This is a genomic window from Methylomonas sp. MS20, from assembly GCF_050275925.1.
GTDB classification, from domain to species: domain Bacteria; phylum Pseudomonadota; class Gammaproteobacteria; order Methylococcales; family Methylomonadaceae; genus Methylomonas; species Methylomonas koyamae_A.
Genome location: NZ_CP189962.1, coordinates 5,340,675 through 5,365,946 on the forward strand (window position 1 = coordinate 5,340,675; position 25,272 = coordinate 5,365,946).

The following is a 25,272-nucleotide window of genomic DNA, read 5'->3' on the forward strand; positions in this document are numbered from 1 at the left end:
CGCAACGGGTCTTATTCGACTAGACTTGCCGACTCCGTCACCCCAACTCGCCGTGGAGCCGCCGATGAATTACGCAAAGTTACTGGCCGTTGCTATGAATGAAGCCAGAATCGGATTCGAGGAAGGCGGCGTGCCGGTCGGCGCCGCGTTGTTTGCCGCCGACGGCCGCCTGCTCGGCAGCGGCCGCAATCGGCGAGTGCAGGACGGCGATCCGTCGCTACACGGCGAAACCGACGCTTTTCGCAAGGCCGGCCGCCAGACCGATTACCGCGACAAAATCCTGGTTACGACCCTGGCGCCGTGTTGGTATTGTTCGGGCCTAATCCGCCAATTCAACATCGGCACCGTCGTGATCGGCGAATCGGCCAACTTCGCCGGTCACCCGGATTGGCTGCGCGAGGCCGGCGTCAAACTCGTCGAACTAAACGACCCTGAATGCATTGCACTGATGCGCCGCTTTATCGAGCAGTCGCCAGCCATCTGGTACGAAGACATCGGCTTGCCGCCCGCCCCTTCAATGCCCTGAGCCGGGTGCGACGTTGTCCACGTTAAACCCCTGCAACTCTACCATGACGTTGCGATCCGGCGCGGCCTGTAGGAAATCGGCAATCGCCTCTTGAATATCTTGATCGATGAACAAGGCCTTGGTACCGTCGATCAGTAAATCGCTGTCGTCCGGTATGCTGCTTAAGTGCCGACGCAACAGCGCTTTATTCAAAAACGAGACGTCCTTGTGCATCCGCAACAAATAGTTCTGGCCGTGTTGTGTCAACGTAATCGCTTCGTGGAAATTGGCGCGCAACACGAAGAATATACCGGCCGCCATGCCGATCGCGATGCCTTGCAGCAAATCGGTCAACAAGATCGCCGCGACAGTGATGACGAAGGGTAAAAACTGATTCCAGCCCTTCCGATAGAATTCGATGAACAAATGCGGCTTCGCCAACTTAAAGCCGGTTTGCAGTAAGATCGCCGCCAAGCAAGCCAGCGGAATTTTGTTCAAATACTCGGCGAAAAACAACACGCTGACCAACAACAACACGCCGTGCAAAAAGCAGGATATCCGGGTTTGGCCGCCGGCGTTGATGTTGGCGGAACTGCGCACGATGACCGCGGTAAGCGGCAAGCCGCCGACCAGCCCGCTCAGCAAGTTGCCTAAGCCTTGTGCCTTCAACTCCCGGTTGGTCGGCGCAACGCGTTTATGCGGGTCCAGCTTGTCGACCGCCTCGAGGCTCAGCAAGGTTTCCAGGCTGGCGATGATCGCCAATGTGACCGCCACGCTGTAAACCTTGGGGTTGCTGACGGAACTCCAATCCGGAAAACGTAATTGGCCGATGAAATTTGACAAACTACCGAGATCCGGCAACGCGACCAAGTGGCGCTCGCTGATCGCCCAAGCCGGCGCATTCTCGACCGCCCACAGATTGAACAACACGCCCCAGACCACGGCCAACAACGGCCCCGGCACCAAGCGCAGCCAGTTTATCCGCCTGATTGCCGGCGCATCCCAAATCACCAGGATGATCAAGGCCACCCCGCTGACCAGCGTGGCACCCAACGAAATGCCTTCCAAGGCTTCCAACAGTTCGAAGAAACTGGATTCGGCGGTTTCCTGCATGTAACTCTCGTCGCCGTCGAAGCTGGCGTCGTAGCCGGTGGCATGCGGCGTTTGCTTGATAATCAGGATCAGGCCGATCGCCGCCAGCATGCCTTTAATCACGGCCGCCGGGAAAAACGCGCCGATCAAACCGGCTTGCAGAAAACCCAGCAGCATCTGCAAGCCTCCCGCCAGCACCAGGCTGAACAAGAAGCCGTTGAAGCTCCCCAGCGCTTCGATCGCGTTGAACACGATCACGGTCAGGCCGGCGGCCGGGCCGGAGACGCTGAGTTGCGACCCGCTGGCCCAGGCGACGACCAACCCGCCGATAACGCCGGCAATCACGCCGGAAAACAGCGGCGCGCCGGACGCCAGCGCGATCCCCAGACATAGCGGCAGGGCCACCAGAAACACCACGATACTGGCCGGTACGTCCTGGCCGAGATTTTTAAGATAGTAATCCATTTGCGATTTCATGCGCGTCTCTCTCGTTATGGGCGGTGGTGACTCAATCGGCGTAACGGTAAATCGGATTGATTTGGGTGTTGTGGTCGAGCTTGATCAATTCGCTGATCAAACCGTCGTGCAAACCGTAAACCCAGCCGTGCAGCGACGGCTTATGGCCGTGTTTCCAGGCCGACTGAATAATCGAGGTATGAGCGAGCCGGTAAACCTGCTCGACGATATTCAATTCGATCAAGCGATCCAGTTTTTTGTCCGGCGCGGTGAAATCCAGTTCCTCCTGGTGCAGCCGGTAGACGTCCTTGATGTGCATCAGCCATTTGTTGGCGATGACCAATCCGGCGCTTTGCGGTTGCAAGGCCGCCTTGACACCGCCGCAACCGTAATGGCCGCAGACGATGATGTGCTTGACCTTCAGCACGTCCACCGCGTATTGCAACACGCTCAGGCAATTGAAGTCGGTGGTGATGACCTGGTTGGCGATATTGCGATGGACGAAGATTTCGCCGGGCTGGGCGTTGACGATGGTATCGGCCGGTACCCGGCTGTCGGCGCAGCCTATCCACAAAAATTCGGGTTTTTGCTCCTTGGCCAGATTCTTGAAAAACTCCGGGTTCTTCGAAGAAACCTCCTGCGACCAGGCCTTGTTTTCCAACAGTAACTTCGCGGGTGTATGCATAAAACTCTTCCTTATCAGTGTCGGGTGGGAGATAGATGTTCGACCGGCGGTTTTGTTCAGTCGGTCACCCGACACGGCGGAAAACCCTCGGCATTTAATATCGAATCAAAACTATATTCCAAGCTCTTCGCTTAATCAACCCTCACCCGCCTTTTTGTTCAAACGCGAAATCGGCTTAAATCGACCGGTCCGCCGCCGGCGCCTGAAAACCCGTGACGGGCGCGAGCCTTAGCGCCGGCGGATTCACCCGCGACAGCCATGCCGTCAGCGTGGCCTCCTGGCGGGACAGCAGCCATTGCGGCGACAAACCGAGCGCCAGCACCAACAAGGCCGGGACGATCAACGCCGCCAACTCCCTGCCGCGTAAATCCCGCAATCCGGCCAATTCCGGCGCTTTTAGCGGCCCGAAAAAGCCCTTACGGATGAAGTCCAGGGTATAGGCCGCGCCGAGCACGGCTCCCAGCAAGGCCACCAAGGCCAATACCGGATAGGCTTGCAGAATCCCAAAAATCATCAGCAATTCGGCCGGAAAGCCGTTGCCGCCCGGCACGCCGATAGACGACAGCGCGAACAGAAAGAACAGCGCGGTCAGGCGCGGCAACGGCTTGGCCAGGCCGCCCAACTGCAATGCGTCGTTACTGCCCAGGCGTTGTTGCAACATGCCGGCGATCAGCATCAAACTGGCGGCGACGCTGGCGAAATTCAACAACTGCATCAGCGCGCCTTGCAAACCCGACAAGTTAAAACTGGCGATACCGAGGATCACCATGCCGACATGGCTGACCCCGGCATAGGCCAGCAAGCGGCGCAGATTGGTCTGCCGTAGCGCGACCAGCGCGCCGTAGATCAGCGTCACCGCGCCGCCTATCGCCAGCGGCCAGCGGTATTCGGACGCGGCGGCCGGCGCCAGCGGAATCGCGAAACGCACAATGCCGTAAACCCCCAGTTTCAAACCGAGCAGCAACGCGGCGATTTGCGGCGGCGCCTCCATCGCCACGGTCGGCAGCCAGGTATGAAACGGCAGCAGCGGCGCCTTGACCGCGAAACCCAGCAGCAGCAGGCCGAACACCACCGTCTGCGCCGAAGCCGGTAGCGGCGACCTGAGCAATTCCGGCAAGCCGAACACCGGCAACGCGCCTGGCTCGCCGGCGGTCGCCAGCAATATGAACGCAAACAGCAGCGGCACGCCGCCGAACAACATATACAAGGTGTATTTCATCGCCGCGTAGCGCCGATGCGGACCGACACCCCACAAACCGATCAAAAAAAACAGCGGCGGCAGGGTCAGTTCCCAAAACAAAAAAAACAACACGGTATCCAGCGCGGTAAACACGCCTATCGTCACGCTTTCCAAGGCCAGCAGCAGCGCCAGATAAAACCGGTTCAGACGCTGCACCGCATTCCAGCCGGTCAGCAGGGCCGCCAAGGTCACCAGCGCGGTCATCGGCAGAAAACCGATCGAAATGCCGTCCACGCCCAGCAAAAATCGAGCGTTCAAGCCGGGTATCCAGGGATGGTCTTCGACCAGTTGGAAATCGCCGTCCTCGGGCCGAAATGCCGCGAATGCCCACAAACAAAACAGCAGCTCCAACCCGGCCACCGCCAAGGCCCAACGCCGCGCCGATGTCCGCCCGATCGGCGCCGCCAACGGCAGCGCTCCCAACAGCGGCCAGAACAGACAAAGCGATAACAGCGGAAATCCGTTACTCATGATGCGGCGTATTGCGATGGTGGCTATGGTGCGCGGGGTAGTGTTCGCCGATTTCGCTGGCTTCCTGATCGATGAATTTCAACCACGGCGTCGTGTAAAAGCCGGTGCCGATCAACAAGCCGCAAATCACGACGGCAATGATGCGTTCCTTGATGACCGGATGATGTATGCTGCCGTAGGGCTGCACCCAACGCCGCGGGTGGGCGATGAACAGGCGTTGAAACGCCCACAGCAAAAATGCCGCGGCCAGCACGTTGCCGAGCAATATCGCGATCGCGATCAGCCAGCCGTGCTCTTCTATCGTGCCTTCGATCAACAAATGCGCGGCGTCGAAGCCGGGCGTGCCGGGCATCACCATCGTACTCAACGCCGAAATCATAAACAGCAACGCCAGCGTGGTGTTGGTCTCGAACAATCCGCCCAGGCGGGGTAGAAACGAAGTCCGGGTCCGTTCGTAAATCAGGCCGATACTGAACAGCATGCCGGCGGTCGCCAGACCGTAGGCAACCGACAACAGAATGCTGCCTTCCAACGCGAAATCGTTGAACGAAAACACCCCGATCGCCAGCATGCCGGTATGGCTGATCACCGCGAAGGCCACCAGCCGACGCATGTTGATCTGCATCAGCGCCAACAACGCGCCGTAAAATATTCCGATCAAGCCCAAGGTCAGCACGAAATGCGCCCATTGCTCGGCGGCGCCGGGTACCAGCGGCAGGATGAAGCGAATCAGCGCATAGATGCCCAGCTTGATGCCGTGCAGAAAGATCGCGGCGCTGGCGGCGGTGCCGTGCTCGGCCAACGGCGGCAGCCAGGCGTGAAACGGAAACAGCGGCATCCGCACCGCGAAACCGAACAGCAGCAGGATGAAGATCAAGGTCTCGTTGGGAATCGCCAAATCGTGGTGCTTAAGCGCCAACCAATCGAAACTGAGCGGCATGCCGTTCTGAGCCAGACCGCCGCTAAGCAGCACGAAACCGATCAGACTCATCGCCAGTCCGGACAGCCAGTATTGCAACACCGCTTTGACGACCCGGTTGCGTTGGCGGCCCGTGCCGGCAAACACGGTCAGCAGCACCACCGGCACCAGTTCCAACAGGCACCAAAACCAAAACTGCAAGGTGTTCAACGCGCTGAACGCGCCGATCAGAATGCCCTGATACGCGAGTAGGCAGGCGACGAACAAACGGTCGTCGCGGTGGCGGGTAATCAAGGTATAGACCAAGGCCAACAAGCCCAGGATGGCCGCCAGTGGGATGAATAGCACGTTGGTGCCGTCCACGCCGGTGCGGTAATGCAGACCCAGCCATTCGACGCTCTCGGCCAAGTGAATGCCGGGGGCTTCGGCATCGAACACCCACAGCATGTAAACGCTCAAGGCCACGTTCAGCAACGCGCCGGCGAAGGCCAGGCGTAGCGCGTGCGGCGGCCGTGCCGCCATCACCGCCAACGCGGTCAGCAGCGGCAACAAGGTCAGAACGCTCAAGACCGGCAACGCGGCAGCGGCTTGCCAATAAACGATATCGGTTGTCATCGGTATCCCAGAGCCACCATCAACGTAATCAGAACGAACAGCGCCAAATAGCGCGGACTCAGCAGCAATTTCTCGAAGCGGTTGGCGGCGCGTCCCAAGCGCCGGCCGAACCGAATACTGTCCCCGCCGATGCCGCGCAAAATGAAGCGATATTCGAACCAGCCCAACAGCGCCGCGCTCCATTGCGCCAGTTTGCCGGCCAGACCGCTGCCGTAAGCGAAACTGTCGCGGTCGCTGTCCAAATTCGCGCCGAGCTTGCGCTCCTCCCATTGCGCCAGCGACGAAATCGCCCGCATCGCCGGCGCCGGCGCGCCCAGGGCCGGATCGATGACGTGCTCGTCCAGATACCTTAAATCCTCGGACAAGCGCCGCACCGGCTTGACGAACAGCCGATCCAGCGCCGGTTCCAACCAGCCGCGCTGCAGCGACACCCAAAACGCCCAGCGCCGCCGCGCCAGCCAAGCCGGCACCGGCGCGGTCGGCCGGCAGGCGGTGGCTTGCAAAATCGACGGCGCCGACAGCAGCAAATAGCAGCGCACCACCGCGTGGGCCAGCAAATGCCAGGACGCCAGCGTCCACCAACCCAGCCCGCATTCGACGAACATCAAGCCCAATTGCACCGCCGCCGCGAAAATCTGCGAACTCTTGATGTCGGTCTGACTCAAGCCGACCCAATAGCCGTAGAGCGCGGTCAACGCGCCGAGCTCGGTCAACAGGGCCATCGCCTGCGGCGCCTGCTCGAACAAGGGCTGCAATTGAATCAGCAAAAATACCCCGGCGTGGGTCATCACCCCGCCGTAAAAAATCGCGCTGGACGGCGTCGGCCCTTCCATGGCTCGCCCCAGCCAGAACGTAAACGGAAATTGCGCCGACTTGACGCTGGCCGCCAACGCGAAACAAGTCGCCAACAGCAAAGCGTCGCCTTTTTCCAAATCCGCCGCGCCGTCGTTGATCGCTCGCCAGTCGCAACTTTCCAGCCAGGCCAGGCTCAGACCGATGGCCAGCACAAAACCGGCGTCGCCGATCCGATTGGTAACGAATACCCGCAACGCATTAGCGGTCGCGATCGGCCTGTCGTAGGCATAGCCGATCAGCAAATACGAACACAAGCCGGCCAGTTCCCAGCCGACGAAGGTCAGCAAGGCATTGCCGGCCAGCACCAGCAACAACATCGCCGCCGAGAACAAACTCAGCAGGAAGAAGAAGCGGTGGAAGCCGGCCTCGCGGTGCATATAATTGACCGAGAAACGTAGCGTCACCCACAGCAAAATACCGAACACCCCGGCCACTGCCAGGCGGAACCGGTCGCCGGCCAGCTCCAGACCGATACTGATCTTGCCCAGCCGCAGCCAGTCGCCGTAGGCCTGTGCGTCCAGCCCGGCCGGCCAAGCATTCCAGGCCAGCGCCAACACCAGCAGCGTCGCCGCGCCTATCCCCAGCAAAGCCAATCGGGCCGTGACTTTTTCGCCGGCATCGCCGCTCAGCGCGCCGCCGAACTGTAAAGCGCCGATCACCAGCGCCGACAACAGCGGCAACAACGGTACCAAGGCCAACCAATACGCGCTCATCGCTCGACTCCCGCTTGCCGGATCAGCATCGGCGCCACCGGCTCAACGGCATCGCGGTAGCAATCCGGCGAATTTTCCCGGATCGGCAATTCGTCCGGCAACGGCTGCCACGGCACGAAGCCGTCGCCGCGCTCGAACACGAAAATCTCCCCGCTATCGGGGTCCTGGGCGCTCAGATGCACCCAGCCGCCACCGATCAATTCCCGCAGACCGTCCTGCCGTTGGTAGATCTCGGTCAGCACGCCGATCTTGGCCTCGACCACGAGTTGCAGCCTCATCGCCTCGTGAATTTCGATCATCTGCTTGGGCAAACCGGTGCGCAAATCGCTGCCGGCGCCTTCCATGACCGCGAAGAAACCGGTCGGATTGTGCGGCACCTTGGAACCGCAACCCAGCCGCTCGTTGTTGACCGTGGAAAAGTAGTATTCCAAATTAATGCCGGCGCCGACCGGGCCGACCGCCAGCAAAATACCTTCCAGAATTTGGCCGCTCGGGTCCTGGGTCGGATCATAGGAAATCAAGAACAAGCGCCGATCGAAAAACGCGCCCTGACTAGCCGCGCGCCGACCGACGTAGGCGGCCGCGTTGGTGGCGTGGCCCAATTCCGGCCGGGCTTGCGAAAAATCGGCGGCGCGGTTCAAAAAATGCCGCAGCGCTTGAGCCGGCCTGGGCCGGCGCGGCGCCGACGCCAGCCTTCGGCAGCGTTCGTGGGCCGACATGCGTTGGGCATGGCGTAATTGCTCGTTCAGATTAAGCCAATCCGATCGGCGCTCGGCCGGCAAACCGTCCAGATCGTACCAAGCGATGTCTTCGTCGCAGGTATTGTGCTCGGCGCCAATGAAATAGGTATCGGGCGGAATGACGATGCCGCGTTCCGCCAACAGCAGCCGCACCTCGGCACGATTAGCCATCGCCGCGAACAAACGCGCGTTCGGCCCGCCGTGCCGGCCGCTGCACGCACCGCAGTCGTAAGCGGCCAGATGCGGATTGTTGCGACTCATCGAGCCGTGGCCCATCAACACCACCCATTCGGCAAAGCCGTAGGTCAGGCCGGTATTGCGCAAAAAACCGGCGACCCGCTCGGCTTGCTCAAGGTCGGTAAACCCCAGTCTCGGCTGCTCCGGCGTGGCCGGGGTCGGCTCGGTCGCGGAAAAATTCAGTCGAGTCTTCAGATCCGGCGCGACGATTTTGGCTGCGACGCCCAGCAAATTTTGTTGAGTCCTGGGAAACAGGGTCTTGCCGACCAAGCCGGCCAGCGTCAACGGCGCCATCGCGTTGATTGCCGGATAAGCCAGCCAGGGATCGCGGCGCAAGCGGTGGTGTATAAAATCCGCGAGACCGCGCACGACTCCGCCGCCGGCCCTATGCCGGCTCGCCCTAAGCGGCGCGGTGCCCGGCGCGGCTTGTTCCTCGACATCGTGGGCTGGCACGACCACCACCGGACACAACGGCGTCTTGGCCGCATCGTCCAAGCCCCGGTAATTCATCGGCACCCCGAAAAATCCGGCCGCGCCCAAGGTCTCGACGTCCGGATTCAGTTCCTCCAGATGGCGGCGGAAGCCTTCCTCTCTATCATCCATGCAAAACACGATTTGCGCGGCGGGACGGTGCTCGCGGCGCGCCCAGCGCCCGCGTCGCCGATTGGCGTGCAGTGCTTGCAACACCTGATCGCGGTAATGGCGTTCGTAGGCCCCCAACCAGACCCGGCGCCGGGCGCTGTCGTCGAACCCGTCGCTGGCGCTGAGCCAATGCAGCAACTGGGCCTTACTCAACTGCGCGATCTCGGCGGCGTTCAACCCCAAGGCCCGGCAAATCCGCCACAAGCGCCAGCCGTGATCGTAAACCGCCAAGCCGCCGCCTACCGCAGCCAGCGGGCTGCGTTGCCAAGTCCGGATCCGCTCCGCCAGCCCTTGCCAAGCCGACTTATCGCGGCCGCCGTCGGCGATCTGCACCTGACAGGCTTGCACCAGATATTCCGGCAAGCCGCCGCCGAATAAGGCATCGCGCACGAAAAATTCGTAAACGTGCTTGCCGAAATAACCCGCCAATTTGTCGTAGCGGGCATCGCAGTGCCACAGGGTCCGACAATGGGTTTGCAGAAAGGCCCGATCCAAAATCAAGCGCAGGGCCAAGTAGTCAGCCAATTCCGGGCGAGCCGCGCCGTCCCGGTAGCCGGGATGGGTCTGCCGCCAATTGATCAAGCCGGACCAACCCGGCAGTTCCAGCGCCAAGCGTTGCAGATAACCGGACCAGCGCTGTTCCGGTATCGCCAGGGCTTGCAGTTGCTGAACGACCGCATCGGCGGCATCGTCCGGCAGGGCCGCGACTATATCGTCCCAATCGTCGAGATCGTGAAAAAAACCGCTAGGATCGAAAGCCAAATTGCGCCGCCAGGCCCGATATAAACCCAATCCCTCGCGGTCGGGCAACTGCCAGGCCGCCAAACCTTCGTCCAGCCAGGAGGCGCACAGTCCGATTAATATCGGGCGCACCTGATCCAGCACATCGACACCGGTCAGCGCCGCCAGCAAACCGCGTAAGCTCAAGCCGTGACCGATCCGGGCAAAGCACTCGTCAACGACGCCAGCCGCCCGTTGCCGCAAATCGCCTTCGCCGCTCAGCCAATCTTCGGCCTGCTCGGCGCTCAAATCCAGCAAATCCTCGGCATGCAGTTGCGGTTCGCGCAATTCCAGAATCGCCAGCAGCGCCCGCCAAGCGGCAGCGGCTTCCGGCTCGGCCAATACACCCAGTTCGCCGACCTGCCAGGACCATTGCGCCGGGGACACCGGGCTGATGTCTTCCAGTAGCGCCAAGCGGTACAACGCGCGGAGCGTGACCGGCCGGCCGCCGCTACGGGCGATCACCGATTCGATGTCGTCGCCGAAATGGCGGGCGAGTTCGGCGTCCAATTCGGCGTCGGAAATCCGCCCTTGCCGGTAAAACTCGCGAAAGCGCTCGATCGGTAGATAACAATCGATACCGGTCAGTGCGGTGAATTCGGCCAAGGCCTGTTCGAACGGCAGATGTTGAAAACCGTGCAGGGTGTTGTGGTGGACGAAATCGTGGATCGGCGCCTGGCCGGGCAACACGTGATCGAGATGGGCAATGGCGTCCAGAACGATTTGGCGCGGCTCCCGGCCGGCGGCGGTGGAGGCTGACATGGCTTAAATCCGGAAAACGGCAGGGCGGCGATCCACGCGGCCGGCCGGAGAGACTATCCAATTCACGGCAGGCGCTCTCCTATCACCGCCAACATTCTATCCACCGTGACGCTGGACAACTCGATCAGCGGCGCCGGCAGCAAACCCAACGCGACGATGCCACCGACCAACACCCCGGACGCCAGCATTTCGACCGGCCGCAAATCGGCGATCTCGCGCATTTTCGGCTTGACCGGTCCGGTAAACAACAGGCCGACGGTGCGCATCGCGTAAGCGGCGCTGATCAGGATGCTCAGGCTGAAAAACACCATCAAGCCGCCCCATTGCCGGAAACCGCCGATCAGCGTGTGCAACTCGGCGACGAATCCGACCGAGCCCGGCAAGCCCATCGCCGCCAGCAAGGTCAGCGTCGTAAACACCGCGAAACGCGGCATGACCTGGACCAGCGAGCTGTAGTCCGGCAGGTGACGGGTATGGGTGCGTTCGTAGAGCAGTCCGACCAGCAGGAACAAGGCGCCGGCGATCAGGCCGTGCGCGGTCATCTGCAAAATCGCGCCGGTGAAACCGGTATGATTCAACGCCGCGATGCCCAGCAGCACCACGCCCATATGACTCAAGGACGAATAGGCCACCATCGCCTTGATGTCGGTCTGCCGCCAAGCCAGCAAGCCGCCGTAGAGCATGCCGAACAAGGCCAGGAACAGCAACGCCGGCTGCAGCAATTGGGCGGCGACCGGCAGCATCACGCACGACCGGATCAGACCGTAGGCGCCCATCTTCAGCAGGATACCGGACAGCAGAATGCTGATCGGACTGGGGGCTTCGACGTGCGCCAGCGGCAACCAGCCATGCAGAGGGAAAATCGGCATTTTGACGCCAAAGCCGATCAAGAAACCCAGCAAAACCAGAACTTGCTCGACCACCGGCATGGTTTGCGCCGCCTGACCCATTGCCGCCATCAGCGAACCCTGCTTTTCCAGGTCGTACTCGCTGATCGCCAGCAGACTAAGCAACATGAATACCGACCCACCCATCGTGTACAACACGAAGTTGAGACTGGCCGCGTGGCGGCGCTTGCCGCCCCAACGATCGATCAGGAAGTAGAGCGGAATCAGCGTGACTTCCCAGAAAATGTAAAACAGCGCCCAATCCTGCGCCATGAACACGCCCAACATACCGAATTCCAGCAGCAACACGCAGATATGATAACCCTTGACGCCGTCGCTGACCGACACCGAAGCCAGCAACGCAATCGCGGTCAGCAAGGTGGCCAAGACCAGCATCGGCAGCGACAAACCGTCGATGCCGAGCGCGTAGGCGCTGCCGAGCTTGGGATTGAGCGGATAGAATTCGCCGAATTGCATCGCGCTGTCGCCGGCGTCGAAATCCAACAACAGCTTGCCGGCCAAGGCCAGCGCGCAAAGACTCACGAGGTTGCCGAGGATGCGGATCAGCCTGACACGGTCGCCGGAAACCGGTACCAACATCAGCGCCCCTAGCGCCGGGGTCCACAGCAACGCGCTTAAAATCGCCATTTCGAGGTGGTGGTTGAAGTCCAATTCCGGCCATTCTAAAGGCAGCCGGGCCGGCTTGACCAGCCTGAATTCGCGGCTTGGGCCGTTTTCCGGGCCGGCTCGGCGCCGGAATCGGCCGTTCGGTTTAAAAATCCGGCGGCTTCGTGTACTCTAGCCGGCTGGCGTGGCCCACGGGCGACGCTACTTTTTAACCCCGCGCAGGCCGCCACCGCGTCCTCGGTGTCCGCCTCAAACCACGATGCAAATTCACCTGATAGCAGTCGGCAACAAGATGCCGGACTGGGTACAGCAAGGTTATAATGAATACGCCAAACGCCTGCCGCGCGAATGCGAACTGGTCTTGCGGGAAATCGCGCCGGATAAGCGCAAAAGCGGCGACATTGCTCGTATCGCCCGCGACGAAGGCGAGCGGATGCTGGCGGCGTTGCCGCCCAGAGCTCACGTCGTGACCCTGGATATCCCCGGCAAACCCTGGGCCACCTCGGATTTGGCGCAAGCCCTGCAACGCTGGCTGGGCAACGGCCAACCGGTAGCGTTGATGGTAGGCGGCCCGGAGGGCCTGTCGGAGCAAGTCAAAAGCGTCGCCAAGGAATCCTGGAGCCTGTCGCCGTTGACCTTTCCCCACCCGCTGGTACGCATCGTCGTGGCCGAACAAATCTACCGGGCCTGGAGTCTGCTCAACCACCATCCTTACCACCGCTGACCATGAGCCCACAAATCATTCTCGCCTCCGCCTCGCCGCGCCGTAGCGAATTGCTGAAGCAAATCGGCGTGCGCCACCGCGTCGTCTCGGTCGACATCGACGAAGCACCGCTGCCCCACGAAGCACCGGATGCTTATGTCGCCAGGGTCGCCGCCGAAAAATCCGAAGCCTGCCGGCTTGTAGACCGTTCCGGCCTGCCGATTCTGGCGGCCGATACCAGCGTGATCCTGGACGGCCGCATCCTCGGCAAGCCCGCAGACTTGCAACACGCGATCGAGATGCTGAGCCGGCTGTCCGGCCGTACCCATCAGGTTTTCAGCGCGGTGTCGCTACGCGGCGATCGGCATTGGCAAGCCATCAGCGTCAGCGAGGTGCGTTTTCGACCGCTCAGCCACCAGGAAATCGTCGCCTATTGGCAAACCGGGGAACCATGCGATAAAGCCGGCGCCTATGCCATACAGGGCTTGGCCGTCACGTTTATCGAATCGATGGCCGGCAGTTTCTCCGGCGTGATGGGTTTGCCACTGTTCGAAACCGCCCAATTACTGGCCCAACAAGGCATTACCATCCTCCCATGAGCGAAGAAATTTTAATTAATGTGACGCCGCCGGAAACCCGGGTCGCGGTCATCGAAAACGGCGTCTTGCAGGAATTGATCATCGAGCGGCTGCGCCAGAAAGGCCTGGTCGGCAATATCTACAAGGGCGAAGTTTGTCGGGTACTACCGGGCATGCAGGCCGCCTTCGTCGACATCGGCCTGGAACGGGCGGCATTTTTGCATTTGTCGGATTTCAGCAGCCAGGAATTGGCCGAGAAGGCCTCGGAAAACATCGAACACTATCTGAAGGAAGGTCAGAAACTGGTGGTCCAGGTCACCAAGGACCCGATCGGCAACAAGGGCGCCCGGCTGACCACCGATATTTCGATACCGTCGCGCTACCAGGTTTACATGCCCTACGCGGGCAACTCCGGCGTGTCGCAACGCATCGAATGTGAAGCCGAACGTGGCCGTCTGCGCGCCTGTATCGAGTCCTATCAGCAAAAACACAGCGTGCCGGGCGGCTTTATCGCCCGCACCGCCGCAGAATGCGTCGAGGAAGCCATTCTGTATTCGGACATGACTTTTTTGCACAAGCTCTGGGAATCCATCCTGGAAAAAAGTCAAAAAGCTAAGGTCAAGACCCTGATCCACGAGGACTTGCCGCTCAGCGTTCGCACCCTGCGCGATTTGTACAAGGAAGGCATCGAGAAAATCCGCGTCGATTCCAAGGAAACCTATCTGCGCATGGTCGAATTCGCCGAAACCTTCGTGCCGGAAGTGGTCACGGTCATCGAGCACTATTCCGGCGAGCGGCCGGTGTTCGACATTTACAATGTCGAGGACGAGATCAGCAAAGCATTGGATCGCAAGGTCAAACTCAAATCCGGCGGACATCTGGTATTCGACCAAACCGAATCGATGACGACGGTGGACGTGAATACCGGCGGCTACGTCGGCGGACGCAATCTGGAAGAAACCATCTTCAAGACCAATCTGGAGGCGGCGCAGACCATTTCCCGACAACTGCGCTTGCGCAATCTGGGCGGCATCATCATCATCGATTTCATCGACATGCAGAGCGACGAGCACAAAAAACAAGTGCTCCAGGCCCTACAGCGCAACCTCGACAAAGACCACGCCAAGACCAAAATCACCGAGGTCTCGGCACTGGGTCTGGTGGAAATGACCCGCAAGCGCACCCGCGAAAGCCTGGAACACATCCTCTGCGAGCCTTGCTCCACTTGCGGCGGACGCGGCGTGCTGAAAACCGCCGAATCGATTTGTCTGGAAATCTTTCGCGAGATTATCCGAGTGGTGCGCCAATATTCGGTTCAGCAAATTCTAGTGTTGGCCTCCGAGCAGGTCGTCGAAATGTTGCTCGACGAAGAGGCGGACATGCTGGCCGAACTGGAAATGTTTCTGAAGGTGGCGATCAAGATTCGCGCCGAAGCCGAATACAATCAGGAACACTACGACGTGGTGCTGTTATAGGCCGTCGCCTTGGTGATTCGACACGTCAGCCGCGCGAGTCGGCATCTGCTATTCTGGTCGCTGATAACGGCGGCGCTGGTGCTCAGCGCCTTCCGGATTTGGCTGACCGACATCGCCGACTATAAACCGGAGCTGGAACGGCGCATCCGGGAGGCGGCCGGCATCGCCGTGCATATCGGCCGGCTGGATGCGAACATGCGCGGTTTCAGCCCGGAGTTGAAACTGATCGACATTGCCGTCGATTCGGCCGACTCGGCGGCCCGGCCGGCCATCCGCCTCAGGGAAATCCGGATCGGCATCGATCTGCTGGCCTGGCTGTTCAGCCAGGACCCGATGGCCTCGGGCTGGGTCAGCTTGGTCGGCGCCAAGCTGGACATTATTCGCAACAGCGACGGCAGCCTGGCTGTCAAGGGCTTGCCGAGCAGCGACGAACAACCGCTGTGGCTGTTGCAAGGCGGAAAGTACGAGATACTGCAAAGCCAGCTGACTTGGCAAGACCTGAAACGCGGCAGCCCGAAAGTTGCCGTCGACGACTTCGATTTGCTGATTAAAAACACCGCCGACGGCGCCAATCACGAAGTCCATCTGCTGGCGAAACTGCCGGAAAGCCACGGCGACCGACTGCGGGTTTCCGCGCGGCTGACAGGCAATCCGTTCCAGCCGGACACAATAGACGGCAGCCTTTACCTCGAAGCCGACAATCTGCAAGGCCCGGCTTGGCTGAACGACGCATTTCCCGAAGGCCCGAGGCTGAACTCCGGTTCCGGCGATTTCCGAATCTGGAGCGAATGGCGCCACGCGCTACCTTACCGGATCGCCGGCTATGCGCAGGCGCAACAAATCCAGCTCAGCCGTCCGCAAGGCGCGGCGTTGCAACTCGACACGCTGGAAGGTAACTTCGTTTGGCGCGACGAGGCCGGCAGCCAACGCTGGTGCGGCTACGACGTCAATCTCGTCGCCAAGCACCAACGTTGGCCGAACGCCGAATTCTGCGTCGGCCGCAATGCCGACGGCGCGTTGTCCGGTTTAATAGAAAGGATCGACTTGCAAGCGCTGATGCACTTGGCCGCCGCCTGGACCCCGGCCGACGATAGGCAGGCCCAATGGCTGAAGATCAATCCGCACGGGATTCTGCGGCAAGTCGGCTTTTACGCCGACGCCAACTTCGACCGCTATGCCTTGCACGGCGACTTTACCGAGCTGGGCAGTGAAGCAGCCGACGTATTTCCGCAACTCCAATCCGTGAACGGCACGTTCTCGATCGCCGATGCCGGCGGCCACCTGCGACTGAACGGCCACGAAGTCTTGTTGAACGCACCGGCGCTGTTCCGCAATCCGTTGACTTTGCATAACCTCGACGGCAGTCTGAGCTGGCGACAAACCGCCGACGCCTGGCAAATCCACGGCGCCGATCTGATGATCGACGCCGATATGCGCACCGCCAGCGCATTCGACCTACTCGTGCCTAAAAACGGCGATAGCCCGACGCTGGCGATGCGTACCCGCTTCAGCGACTTTAACGACATCGGCAAAGTACCGCTGTATCTCCCGGCCAAAGTCATGAGCCAGGACGCGGTGGCCTGGCTGGACGACGCCTTCGTCGCCGGCCGGATCGAACGCGGCGAAATGGTCTTGTCCGGCCGTCTGGCGGATTTTCCGTTCGAACAAGGTAACGGCCGTTTCGAAACAGTCTTCGCGATCGACGGCGGCGAAATTCAGATCAACGAGGATTGGCCGCATCTGCAAGACGTACACGCCGACGTGCAGTTTCTCGGCGCCGACTTGCAGGTGGCCATCGACGGCGGGCACAGCGAACAGGTCGACATAAGCCAAGCGGTCGTGGCGATACCCGATTTGGCCAATAGCGAGGCGGTTTACGTGTGGGGCCGGGTCGGCGGCAAGCTGGCGGCCGGCCTGAGTTATCTGCAAAAGACGCCGTTGCACGGCAAGGTCGATCCGCTGGTCAAGGCCTTTAGCGCCGAAGGCGAGGTCCGCGTCGACCTGGATCTGAAGATCCCGTATTACGAGAACCAACCGACCGTCTCCGAGGTCGCCGCCCATTTGACCGAGGCGAAATTAACGTTGAATTCGGTGGCGCTGGCGATCTCCGACATCAACGGCGTTCTGCATTTCAGCGAAGACGGCGCTAGCGGCGAACGCCTGGACGCCCGCGCGCTAGGCCACCCGATTCGCGGTACTTTGAGTCACGACCAAAGCAGTACCCGACTGGTCTTAGACGGGACCACTGGTACCGCCGAATTGCAAAAGCAATTCGCCTTCCTGAAAAACCAAAGCGCCGCCGGGACATTCCGTTACAGGGCCGATTTGCTGATACCCTACGCCGCCGAACGCCCGTCGGTCTTGACGATCACCAGCGACTTACAAGGCGTCGCCGTCAACGGTCCCGACTGGCTGGCCAAATCGGCCGAACAGAGTCTGCCGATCGCGCTGAATTTTCGTTTGGACAGCGGCGACCGCCTGCCGCTGGACATCCGCTACGGTCAGGATCTGAGCTTGGCGCTAACGATAGACACCAAGCAGAATCGGCTATATGCCGGCCATGTCGTCTATGGTGGCAGCCAAGCCGAGCCCTATCCGGCCGCCGGTCTGAAGCTGGACATCGACCGACCGACCTTTAAATTGTCCGAAGCCCTGGCCGCCTTCGGCGACAGCGAGCAACAGCAGCGCCTGCCGCCGTTGCGGGAGATTGGTCTGACCACCGAACAATTGATCTGGCAGGGCCGCGACATCGGACCCTTTCATTGCAGTTTGACCCGTCGCGATCAAGGTTGGCAAGGCAGTATCGACAGCAAATTCGCCCGCGGTCAGCTGAATATTCCCAACCTGCGCGGCGGCGGCGAACGTTTTGTGTTGAACATGGATTATTTGAATCTGTCGGCGGCCGATCAACTGGATTTCGACGCCGCCGAAGATGTCGTCACCGAATTGCCGCTGATCGAAATCGACAGCCAGCAATTGCTCTGGCGCGGCGTCGATCTGGGCAAATTGAAATTGCGTAGCGAACGCCGTCCGCAAGGCATGCACTTCAAGCAGATCCAGCTCAACAAGGGCGGCCGGACCATGGAATTCCGCGCGGACTGGACCAAATTGGCCGGCGCCAGCGTCACCCAATTGAGCGGCCGCTTGACCACCGACGGTTTCGGCCAATTTCTGACCGAACTGGGTTACACCGATGAAATCAAGGAAACCCATGCCGACATCAGTATCAACGGCGGCTGGAGCGGCGCGCCGCATCAGTTTTCGCTGGCCGGCTTCGACGGCACCGTCCAAATCGACCTCAGCGACGGCCGGATTTCCAGCATCGAGCCTGGCTTCGGCCGACTGCTGGGCCTGATTGCGATGGAACAATGGGCCAAACGCTTGAGCCTGGATTTCAGCGACGTTTACCGCCAGGGCTTTGCCTTCGACCGGATTACCGGCCATTTCCGTTTCAGCAACGCCCAAGCCTACACCGACGATCTAGTCATCGACGGCGTGGCCGCGAAGCTTAGTTTGGCCGGCACCGCCGATCTCGCCAAAAAGACCGTGGACCATCGCGTCGCGGTAATACCCAAGAGTTCCGACGCCTTGCCCATAGCTGGTACAATCGTGGGCGGGATTGCCGCGATGATTACGCAAGTGGTTACCGACGATTATAAAGAAGGTTATTTCTTCGGCTCCCAATACAAACTCGCCGGCCCTTGGGGCAATGTTGAAGTCACACCGCTGCACGATCAAGACGGTCTGGTGAAAAAGGCCTGGCGCAGTCTGACCGGCTTCGAGTGGCTGAACGATCTGACAAAATAACGCGATACCGCCAATCTCCTCGCCAAACAATTAGAACAACAAGGACAACATGACTATCTGTGCCGCCATTCAAATGGCCTCCGGGCCGCAAGTCAGCGCCAATCTGCTCGAAGCCGACAAACTGATCGCCGAGGCCGCCAAGGCCGGCGCTAAACTGGTCGCGCTGCCGGAAAATTTCGCGATCATGGGCATGCACGAGACCGACAAGATCAAGGTCGGCGAACAAGACGGCAGCGGCCCCATTCAGGACTTCCTCGCCGCCACCGCCAAAAAATACGGGATCTGGCTGATCGGCGGCACGATACCGGTATTCGGCGAAGCCGCCAACAAGGTGCGCGCCACCTGCCTGGTGTTCGACGAGAAGGGCGAGCGAGTAGCCCGCTACGACAAGGTACACTTGTTCGACGTCAACGTGCCGGATTCGGCCGAGGTCTACCGCGAATCGGATTCCATCGAGGCCGGCGAAACCCCTTGCCTGATCGATTCACCGTTCGGCAAGATCGGCATCGCGGTCTGCTACGACCTACGCTTCCCGGAGTTTTTTCGGCCGATGGCGCGCAAGGGCATGGACATTCTGGTGTTGCCGGCCGCTTTCACCGCCAAAACCGGCGCGGCGCATTGGGAGGTTCTGCTGCGGGCGCGCGCGATCGAAAACCTATGCTACGTCTTAGCCCCCAACCAGGGCGGCTTTCATATGAACGGCCGACAAACTTACGGCCACAGCATGTTCGTCGATCCCTGGGGCGTCGTGCTGGATTGCTATAAAACCGGCCCCGGCTTCGTCAGCGGCGACGTGGACCGTGGCCGTCTGGAAAAAACCCGAGCGTCGTTTCCGGTCCTGGAACATCGCCGCTTTTTTTGCGAGTAAGCCCCATGTTGAAAACGTTGCGTTACACCCTGCCTTGTCTGCTATTGGCCGGTTGCGCCGACGCCCCGGAAAAATATCGCGACATCAAGCACCTGGAATTGCCGCCGGTACTGCCGATCGAGAATCCCCATCCGCAACCAGCCATCGCCGCCGACGATCTGACCGGCTCGAAAAGCGGGGGAAAATCCATGCTGGCGGGCTTGGTTGACTTCAAGGACGACGGTCAAAAACCGCAGCTAACGTTGATGACCCGGCTGGATCGGGCCTGGGAAATGGTGGAAACCGCGCTGACGCTGAGCGATATCGACATCGTCGACAAAAACCGCAACGACAACAAAATCCAAGTCCGCTACGACCCGGATACCGGCGGCAAAACCAAAAGCCTGTTGAACCGGCTATTTTTGGATAACGACTTCCCGGAAGCGGAATACACCATTTCATTGACCGACGCGATTTCCGGCGTCAAAGTCAATGCCGCTCTGGGCAAACCGGACGACTTCGCCGCCAACGAAGACGGCTCGGCCGCACTGATCCGCCTGCTGCACGACACCATCGATAAGAAGATCATCAACCGCGACGAGAAGGCAAAACCGGAGGAGTAAGCGCTGGGAGCCCGTTCGGCACTGTTCGGCCGTATTGAACGCGATGGCGATGGATACGTCTCGCTACGAACTCCGGTCAAACCGACTCAGCGCTCCAAAAAATTCCGCAACATGTCGTGCCCGTGCTCGGTCAAAATCGACTCGGGGTGAAACTGCACGCCTTCGATGTCCAGGGTTTTGTGGCGCACACCCATGATTTCGTCGATGTTACCGGCTTCGTCCTGGGTCCAGGCGGTGACTTCCAGGCAATCGGGAATGGTCGCCTGTTCGATGACCAGCGAGTGATAGCGGGTGGCGGTAAACGGATTGCTCAAGCCTTTGAACACACCCAAATCTTTGTGATACACCGGCGACACCTTGCCATGCATGATTTGCTTAGCATGGATGATGTTGCCGCCGAAGGCGTAGCCTATGCTTTGATGGCCCAGGCAGACGCCAAGAATCGGATACTTGCCGGCGTAGCGGTGGATGGTTTCGACCGAGATGCCGGCCTCTTTGGGGGTGCAGGGGCCGGGGGAAATCACGATTTTGTCCGGGCGCAGCCCTTCGATGTCTTCCACCGTCACTTCGTCGTTACGCACCACCGCCACCTCGGCACCCAGTTCGCCGAAATATTGCACCAGGTTGTAGGTGAACGAATCGTAGTTGTCGACCATCACCAATCTGACGCCGCTCATGCTTTGCCTCCGAGGCCGGCTTCGGCCATGCTGACGGCGCGGAACACCGCGCGGCCCTTGTTCATTGTTTCATCCCATTCGCTGCGCGGCACGGAATCGTAAACGATGCCGGCGCCGGCTTGAATGTGCAGGGTTTGATCTTTAATCACCGCCGTGCGGATGGCGATGGCGGTATCCAGATTGCCGGACCAGGAGATGTAACCGACCGCGCCGGAATAAATGCCGCGCTTAACTGGCTCCAGTTCGGCGATGATTTCCATGGCCCGAATCTTGGGCGCGCCGCTGACGGTGCCGGCCGGGAAGGTGGCCGCCAGCACGTCGAAGGCGTTTTTGCCTTCCTGCAATTCGCCGGTGACGTTGGAAACGATGTGCATCACGTGCGAATAACGCTCGACGATCATCTTGTCGGTGAGTTTGACGCTACCGATTTTCGCGACCCGACCGGTGTCGTTACGACCCAGATCGATCAGCATCAAATGCTCGGCAATTTCTTTCGGGTCGGCGAGCAGTTCTTTTTCCAGCTCCAGATCCTGCTCGTGGGTTTCGCCTCGGCGGCGGGTGCCGGCGATCGGCCTGACCGTGACTTCGTTGTCTTCCAGGCGGACCAAAATTTCCGGCGACGAGCCGACCACGTGCAAATCGCCGAGATTCATGAAAAACATGTACGGCGATGGATTCAAACAACGCAAGGCCCGGTACAAATCCAGCGGCGAGGCCTCGAACGGAATCGACATCCGTTGCGACAACACCACCTGCATGCAATCGCCGTCGGTAATGTATTGCTTGGCTTTCATGACCGCGGCTTCGAAACCTTGCTGGGTAAAGCCGGACACGAAGTCGGTTTCCCGCACATGCTTGGTCGTCGCGCTCGATTGCGGGTGGGCGTGCGGCTCGCGCAGCTTCGCAACCAAGCTATCCAGCCGGGCCTTGGCGTTGTGATAGGCATTGTCCTGGGCCGGGTCGGCGTGAGTCAGCAACAGCATTTTGCCGGACAGATTGTCGAACACCAATAAGTCCTGCGAGACCATCAACAAGATATCCGGCGCGCCGATGGGATCGGGTTTGTCGCCGGGTGTTAGGCGCGGTTCGATGTAAGCGATGGTCTCGTAGCCGAAATAGCCGACCAAACCGCCGTTAAAGCGCGGCAGACCGGGCACGTCCGGCACCTGGTATTGCCCGCGAAACTCTTCAATCCAGGCCAGTGGCCGCGCGTGTTCGAAGGTCTCGGCGGCCGCTCCGTCGCGTTCGACCGTGATCGTCAAACCGTGGATTTTGATGCGCGTGTTACACGGCAAGCCGATAATCGAATAGCGTCCCCACTGCTCCCCGCCGTGTACCGATTCGAGCAAATAGGAATAAGCGCCGTCGGCCAGCTTCAAATAAGCGCTGAGCGGCGTATCCAGGTCGGCTAAAACTTCGCGGCAAACCGGAATGCGGTTGTAGCCCTGTTGGGCATATTCGGCAAATTGGGCGGGTGTCATCAGTGTTGCTCAGAATGGGTCGTAGCGACCGTTGCGAATCAACGTGCGATTGTACCCCACAACGCGACTAGCGGGCGAACGCCCGCCGAGCGCCGCCGCCAAAACCCGGCCGATCGGCTAAAATGACCGATTTTCGGATCGAGCGATTATATGAAACTGGTAACTTTTCTAAGTAACGGCGCTTGCAAGATCGGCGCGCTGGTCGGCGATGCGATCGTCGCCGCCGACGACAGCTTGCCGAACGATATGATCGGTTTTTTGGCGGCGGGCGTCGAAGCCAGACGGGCCTTGCAAGCGCTGATCGACGGCGGCGCGCCGAGATTGGCGCTGGCCGACGTGACCTTGCTGGCGCCGATCCCCAGACCCGGCAAATTGCTCGGCATCGGCCTGAACTATGCCGACCATATCAACGAAACCGGCTGGGAAAAGCCCGAATACCCGACTTTTTTCACCAAACAAAGCACTTGTGTCATTGGCCCCGACGCCGCGATCCATATCCCGCCAATATCGGACAAGGTCGATTACGAAGGCGAATTGGCCTTCGTAATCGGCAAACGCTGCAAATATGTCGGCGTGGAGAACGCCCGCGACGTCATCGCCGGATATACCATCTGCAACGATGTCACGGTTCGGGACTGGCAGGCACGTACGCCGACCTGGACGCTGGGCAAATCCTTCGACAGCCACGGTCCGCTCGGCCCGTGGCTGGTCACCGCCGACGAAATTGCCGATCCGCACAATCTCACGTTGAAGACCTGGGTGGGCGGCGAATTGCGGCAGAACGCCAACACCGGTGAGATGATCTTCAATTGCTACGAAATGGTCGCCTATCTGACCCAGGCGATGACACTGGAGCCGGGGGACGTGATTACCACCGGCACCCCGGCCGGCGTTGGCGTAAAGATGAAGCCGCGCGGCTATTTGAAACCTGGACAGACCGTGCGCATCGAAATCGAGGGACTTGGTGCGCTAAGCAATCCGGTGATTACCGAACCGCCCGGAAATCAGGGCGCGTAAAGACCGCCGCGCTACTCGCTGGCCATCCGGCTTAGGCCGAAACGGTCGATTTTCTTGTACAGCGTGGTGCGGGTGATACCTAGCGCCTTGGCCGCCTGCGAAATGTTGCCGGCGCAGGCCCGCAACGTGGTTTTGATGCCGTAAAGCTCCCAATCCTCCAGCGTCATCGCCCGTCCCGGCTGCGACGCCCTGGGCGAGGCCTCCAACTCCGGTTCGGACTCCCGCGCGGTTTTCGCCAGTTCCGCGACAAAATCCACCGGCAGATCCTCGCGCGTGATGAAATTGCCGCCGGCGGTATACAGCGTGGCGCGTATCACGTTGATCAATTGCCGAATATTGCCTGGCCACGGATGCTGCTCGATCAAGGCAATGACGCTGGGACATATGCCGATCGCTTGCGCGTTGGGCATTTTCGCGAGTTCGCGCTGCAGAATGTGATGGATGATGGCCTGTTTGTCCTGCCGCTCGCGCAGTGGCGGCAGGTGAATTTGCGCACCGTTGAGACGGTAATACAAATCGCGCCGAAAGCGACCGGCCTCGACCGCATCCAGCAAAGGCACATTGGTAGCCGCGACGATCTGCACATCGACCCGAATCGGCTTGGCGCCGCCGACCGGCGTGAATTCGGAGGTTTCCAATACCCGGAGCAACGTGGATTGCAAATCCAGGCTCATATCGCCGATTTCATCCAAAAACAAAATGCCGCCGTCGGCCAACAAAAATTTGCCCGGTTTGCCGCCGCTGCGGGCGCCGGTGAAGCTGCCGGCTTCATAGCCAAATAACTCGCTTTCGATCAAATCGTGCGGTATCGAGGCGCAATTGATCGCGATCAAGGGTTGCTCCCGGCGTGGCCCGGCATGCTTGAGGAGATTGACGAAGTGATCCTTACCGACGCCGGATTCGCCGGTGATCAGGATGGGAATCTTGTATTGCTGCAACTTGACCGCCTTATCAACCAAGGCCGCCAATTGCTCCGACATGGCCGGTTCCTCGGTTTGCGGCGGCCTTTTCGCTAATTTGAACGGGATTTTTTCCAAGACCCTGGCCTGCGCCGCCGGACTTCGCGTTAACGGTAGATTGGTATTCAACACCACGCATAGCAGATGCAGAAAGGCGAACAAGGAATTCATACTCTCCTGGCGATCGGCAATCAGGCCGATCACCGCCAGCAATTCGCCGCTGTCGTCCAGCAACGGGTAACCGACCGTGCTGAAAGGATGTAACAAACTCAAGAAATGCTCCATGCCTTGAAAGGCGACCGGCCGTTTCAGCAAGGCCGCGCTACCGATACCATTGTTGCCCAGCACCGCTTCGCTCCAACGGCTGTTTTGTTCGTACAGGTTGCGCATGAACGGGCTGGGGAAGGGATTTTCACCTAGAGCTTGTAACAACGCGCCGTCTGCGGCGGTCAGCACCAGCATCACGCCGGCTTCTTTCAAAAACACGTGAAATTGGTGACCCAAGTCCGCCAGCGACTCGGCGATCTGGCGGGACTGCGCATCGCCGCCGACAACGCCCTGGCCCGAACGCTGCCAATTGGCGAAATTCCCTAGCGGCAATTGATAGTCCTCCAAGCAACGCCGCCAAGCTTCGGCCACTTCCGGCCGAACCCAGTCGCTCTGATCGGGGACGGAGCGGGTTTGATTCATCCATCGCCAGGCTTGAACCGGGCGGTCGACTTCGAATTCCAGCGTACGCTTGTACAGAAAGGTTTCCTGAACAATTTTGGCGGTTTCGGGTAACCGTAACGCAATATCCATTTCTTGTCTCGATGTCCGGGCGCCGATTTTGGTTTTGGCGCGAAACTAAATAAAAAACAGCGGCTTAGACTGTTTTTC

Annotated in this window: 18 protein-coding genes; 8 read left to right on the top strand and 10 right to left on the bottom strand. The window is 60.1% G+C overall.

From position 1 onward, the window contains the following. Positions 1 to 64 precede the first annotated feature (64 nt). Entirely contained in the window at positions 65 to 526 is a 462-nt protein-coding gene (locus ACQE3D_RS23835) for a nucleoside deaminase (protein ID WP_168028512.1), read from the top strand. Here ACQE3D_RS23835 and ACQE3D_RS23840 read toward each other — a convergent pair. From ACQE3D_RS23840 to ACQE3D_RS23870, 7 genes are all read right to left on the bottom strand, one after another. After that, positions 515 to 2,074, bottom strand: a complete 1,560-nt coding sequence (locus ACQE3D_RS23840; protein WP_281021763.1) for a SulP family inorganic anion transporter — start codon at positions 2,072 to 2,074, stop codon at positions 515 to 517. The genes ACQE3D_RS23835 and ACQE3D_RS23840 overlap by 12 nt on opposite strands. Before the next feature lie 31 nt (positions 2,075 to 2,105). Then, on the bottom strand, positions 2,106 to 2,738 hold the full coding sequence (gene can, locus ACQE3D_RS23845) for a carbonate dehydratase (protein WP_064024003.1): 633 nt from the start codon (positions 2,736 to 2,738) through the stop codon (positions 2,106 to 2,108). A gap of 175 nt (positions 2,739 to 2,913) precedes the next feature. Next, positions 2,914 to 4,449: a complex I subunit 4 family protein gene (locus ACQE3D_RS23850; RefSeq protein ID WP_313731023.1), complete on the bottom strand. Its 1,536-nt coding sequence runs from the start codon at positions 4,447 to 4,449 to the stop codon at positions 2,914 to 2,916. Beyond that, positions 4,442 to 5,983, bottom strand: a complete 1,542-nt coding sequence (locus tag ACQE3D_RS23855; RefSeq protein ID WP_168028518.1) for a complex I subunit 4 family protein — start codon at positions 5,981 to 5,983, stop codon at positions 4,442 to 4,444. Before ACQE3D_RS23855 ends, ACQE3D_RS23850 begins: the two co-directional genes overlap by 8 nt. Continuing rightward, positions 5,980 to 7,551 carry a proton-conducting transporter membrane subunit gene (locus tag ACQE3D_RS23860; protein WP_313731022.1) on the bottom strand — a complete coding sequence of 524 codons (1,572 nt, stop codon included), beginning with the start codon at positions 7,549 to 7,551 and terminating at the stop codon, positions 5,980 to 5,982. Before ACQE3D_RS23860 ends, ACQE3D_RS23855 begins: the two co-directional genes overlap by 4 nt. Then, positions 7,548 to 10,712: a DUF2309 domain-containing protein gene (locus ACQE3D_RS23865; protein ID WP_313731021.1), complete on the bottom strand. Its 3,165-nt coding sequence runs from the start codon at positions 10,710 to 10,712 to the stop codon at positions 7,548 to 7,550. Before ACQE3D_RS23865 ends, ACQE3D_RS23860 begins: the two co-directional genes overlap by 4 nt. A 62-nt stretch (positions 10,713 to 10,774) precedes the next feature. Further along, positions 10,775 to 12,247, bottom strand: a complete 1,473-nt coding sequence (locus ACQE3D_RS23870) for a complex I subunit 4 family protein (protein WP_313731020.1) — start codon at positions 12,245 to 12,247, stop codon at positions 10,775 to 10,777. A gap of 238 nt (positions 12,248 to 12,485) precedes the next feature. On the opposite strand from ACQE3D_RS23870, the gene rlmH reads away from it, so the two are divergent. From rlmH to ACQE3D_RS23900, 6 genes are read left to right on the top strand one after another with little or no spacing between them, the layout of a single operon-like run. Continuing rightward, the gene (rlmH, locus tag ACQE3D_RS23875; RefSeq protein WP_064028363.1) at positions 12,486 to 12,950 is read left to right on the top strand and encodes a 23S rRNA (pseudouridine(1915)-N(3))-methyltransferase RlmH; all 465 of its coding nucleotides are present in this window, start codon (positions 12,486 to 12,488) and stop codon (positions 12,948 to 12,950) included. Between the two features lie 2 nt (positions 12,951 to 12,952). Then, positions 12,953 to 13,528 carry a Maf family protein gene (locus tag ACQE3D_RS23880; RefSeq protein ID WP_313731018.1) on the top strand — a complete coding sequence of 192 codons (576 nt, stop codon included), beginning with the start codon at positions 12,953 to 12,955 and terminating at the stop codon, positions 13,526 to 13,528. After that, positions 13,525 to 14,982, top strand: coding sequence for a ribonuclease G (gene rng, locus ACQE3D_RS23885; RefSeq protein WP_064028367.1), 1,458 nt, complete (start codon positions 13,525 to 13,527; stop codon positions 14,980 to 14,982). Before ACQE3D_RS23880 ends, rng begins: the two co-directional genes overlap by 4 nt. Positions 14,983 to 14,994: 12 nt before the next feature. After that, positions 14,995 to 18,789, top strand: coding sequence for a YhdP family protein (locus ACQE3D_RS23890; protein ID WP_313731072.1), 3,795 nt, complete (start codon positions 14,995 to 14,997; stop codon positions 18,787 to 18,789). Positions 18,790 to 18,838: 49 nt separating this feature from the next. Further along, the gene (locus ACQE3D_RS23895; RefSeq protein WP_064028371.1) at positions 18,839 to 19,657 is read left to right on the top strand and encodes a carbon-nitrogen hydrolase family protein; all 819 of its coding nucleotides are present in this window, start codon (positions 18,839 to 18,841) and stop codon (positions 19,655 to 19,657) included. A gap of 5 nt (positions 19,658 to 19,662) precedes the next feature. Next, positions 19,663 to 20,259, top strand: a complete 597-nt coding sequence (locus tag ACQE3D_RS23900; protein ID WP_064028373.1) for an outer membrane protein assembly factor BamC — start codon at positions 19,663 to 19,665, stop codon at positions 20,257 to 20,259. 86 nt (positions 20,260 to 20,345) lie between these two features. Here the strand turns inward: ACQE3D_RS23900 and ACQE3D_RS23905 are convergent, their stop codons facing one another. Both ACQE3D_RS23905 and trpE read right to left on the bottom strand, forming a co-directional pair. Further along, a complete protein-coding gene (locus ACQE3D_RS23905) occupies positions 20,346 to 20,936 on the bottom strand; it encodes an anthranilate synthase component II (protein WP_071160739.1) in 591 nt (196 codons plus the stop codon). Beyond that, positions 20,933 to 22,417, bottom strand: a complete 1,485-nt coding sequence (gene trpE / locus ACQE3D_RS23910) for an anthranilate synthase component I (protein WP_313731016.1) — start codon at positions 22,415 to 22,417, stop codon at positions 20,933 to 20,935. Before trpE ends, ACQE3D_RS23905 begins: the two co-directional genes overlap by 4 nt. A gap of 150 nt (positions 22,418 to 22,567) precedes the next feature. On the opposite strand from trpE, the gene ACQE3D_RS23915 reads away from it, so the two are divergent. Continuing rightward, a complete protein-coding gene (locus ACQE3D_RS23915; RefSeq protein ID WP_313731014.1) occupies positions 22,568 to 23,434 on the top strand; it encodes a fumarylacetoacetate hydrolase family protein in 867 nt (288 codons plus the stop codon). Between the two features lie 11 nt (positions 23,435 to 23,445). On the opposite strand, the gene ACQE3D_RS23920 is transcribed toward ACQE3D_RS23915, so the two are convergent. Next, the gene (locus tag ACQE3D_RS23920; RefSeq protein WP_064028381.1) at positions 23,446 to 25,194 is read right to left on the bottom strand and encodes a sigma-54-dependent Fis family transcriptional regulator; all 1,749 of its coding nucleotides are present in this window, start codon (positions 25,192 to 25,194) and stop codon (positions 23,446 to 23,448) included. Positions 25,195 to 25,272: the final 78 nt, after the last annotated feature.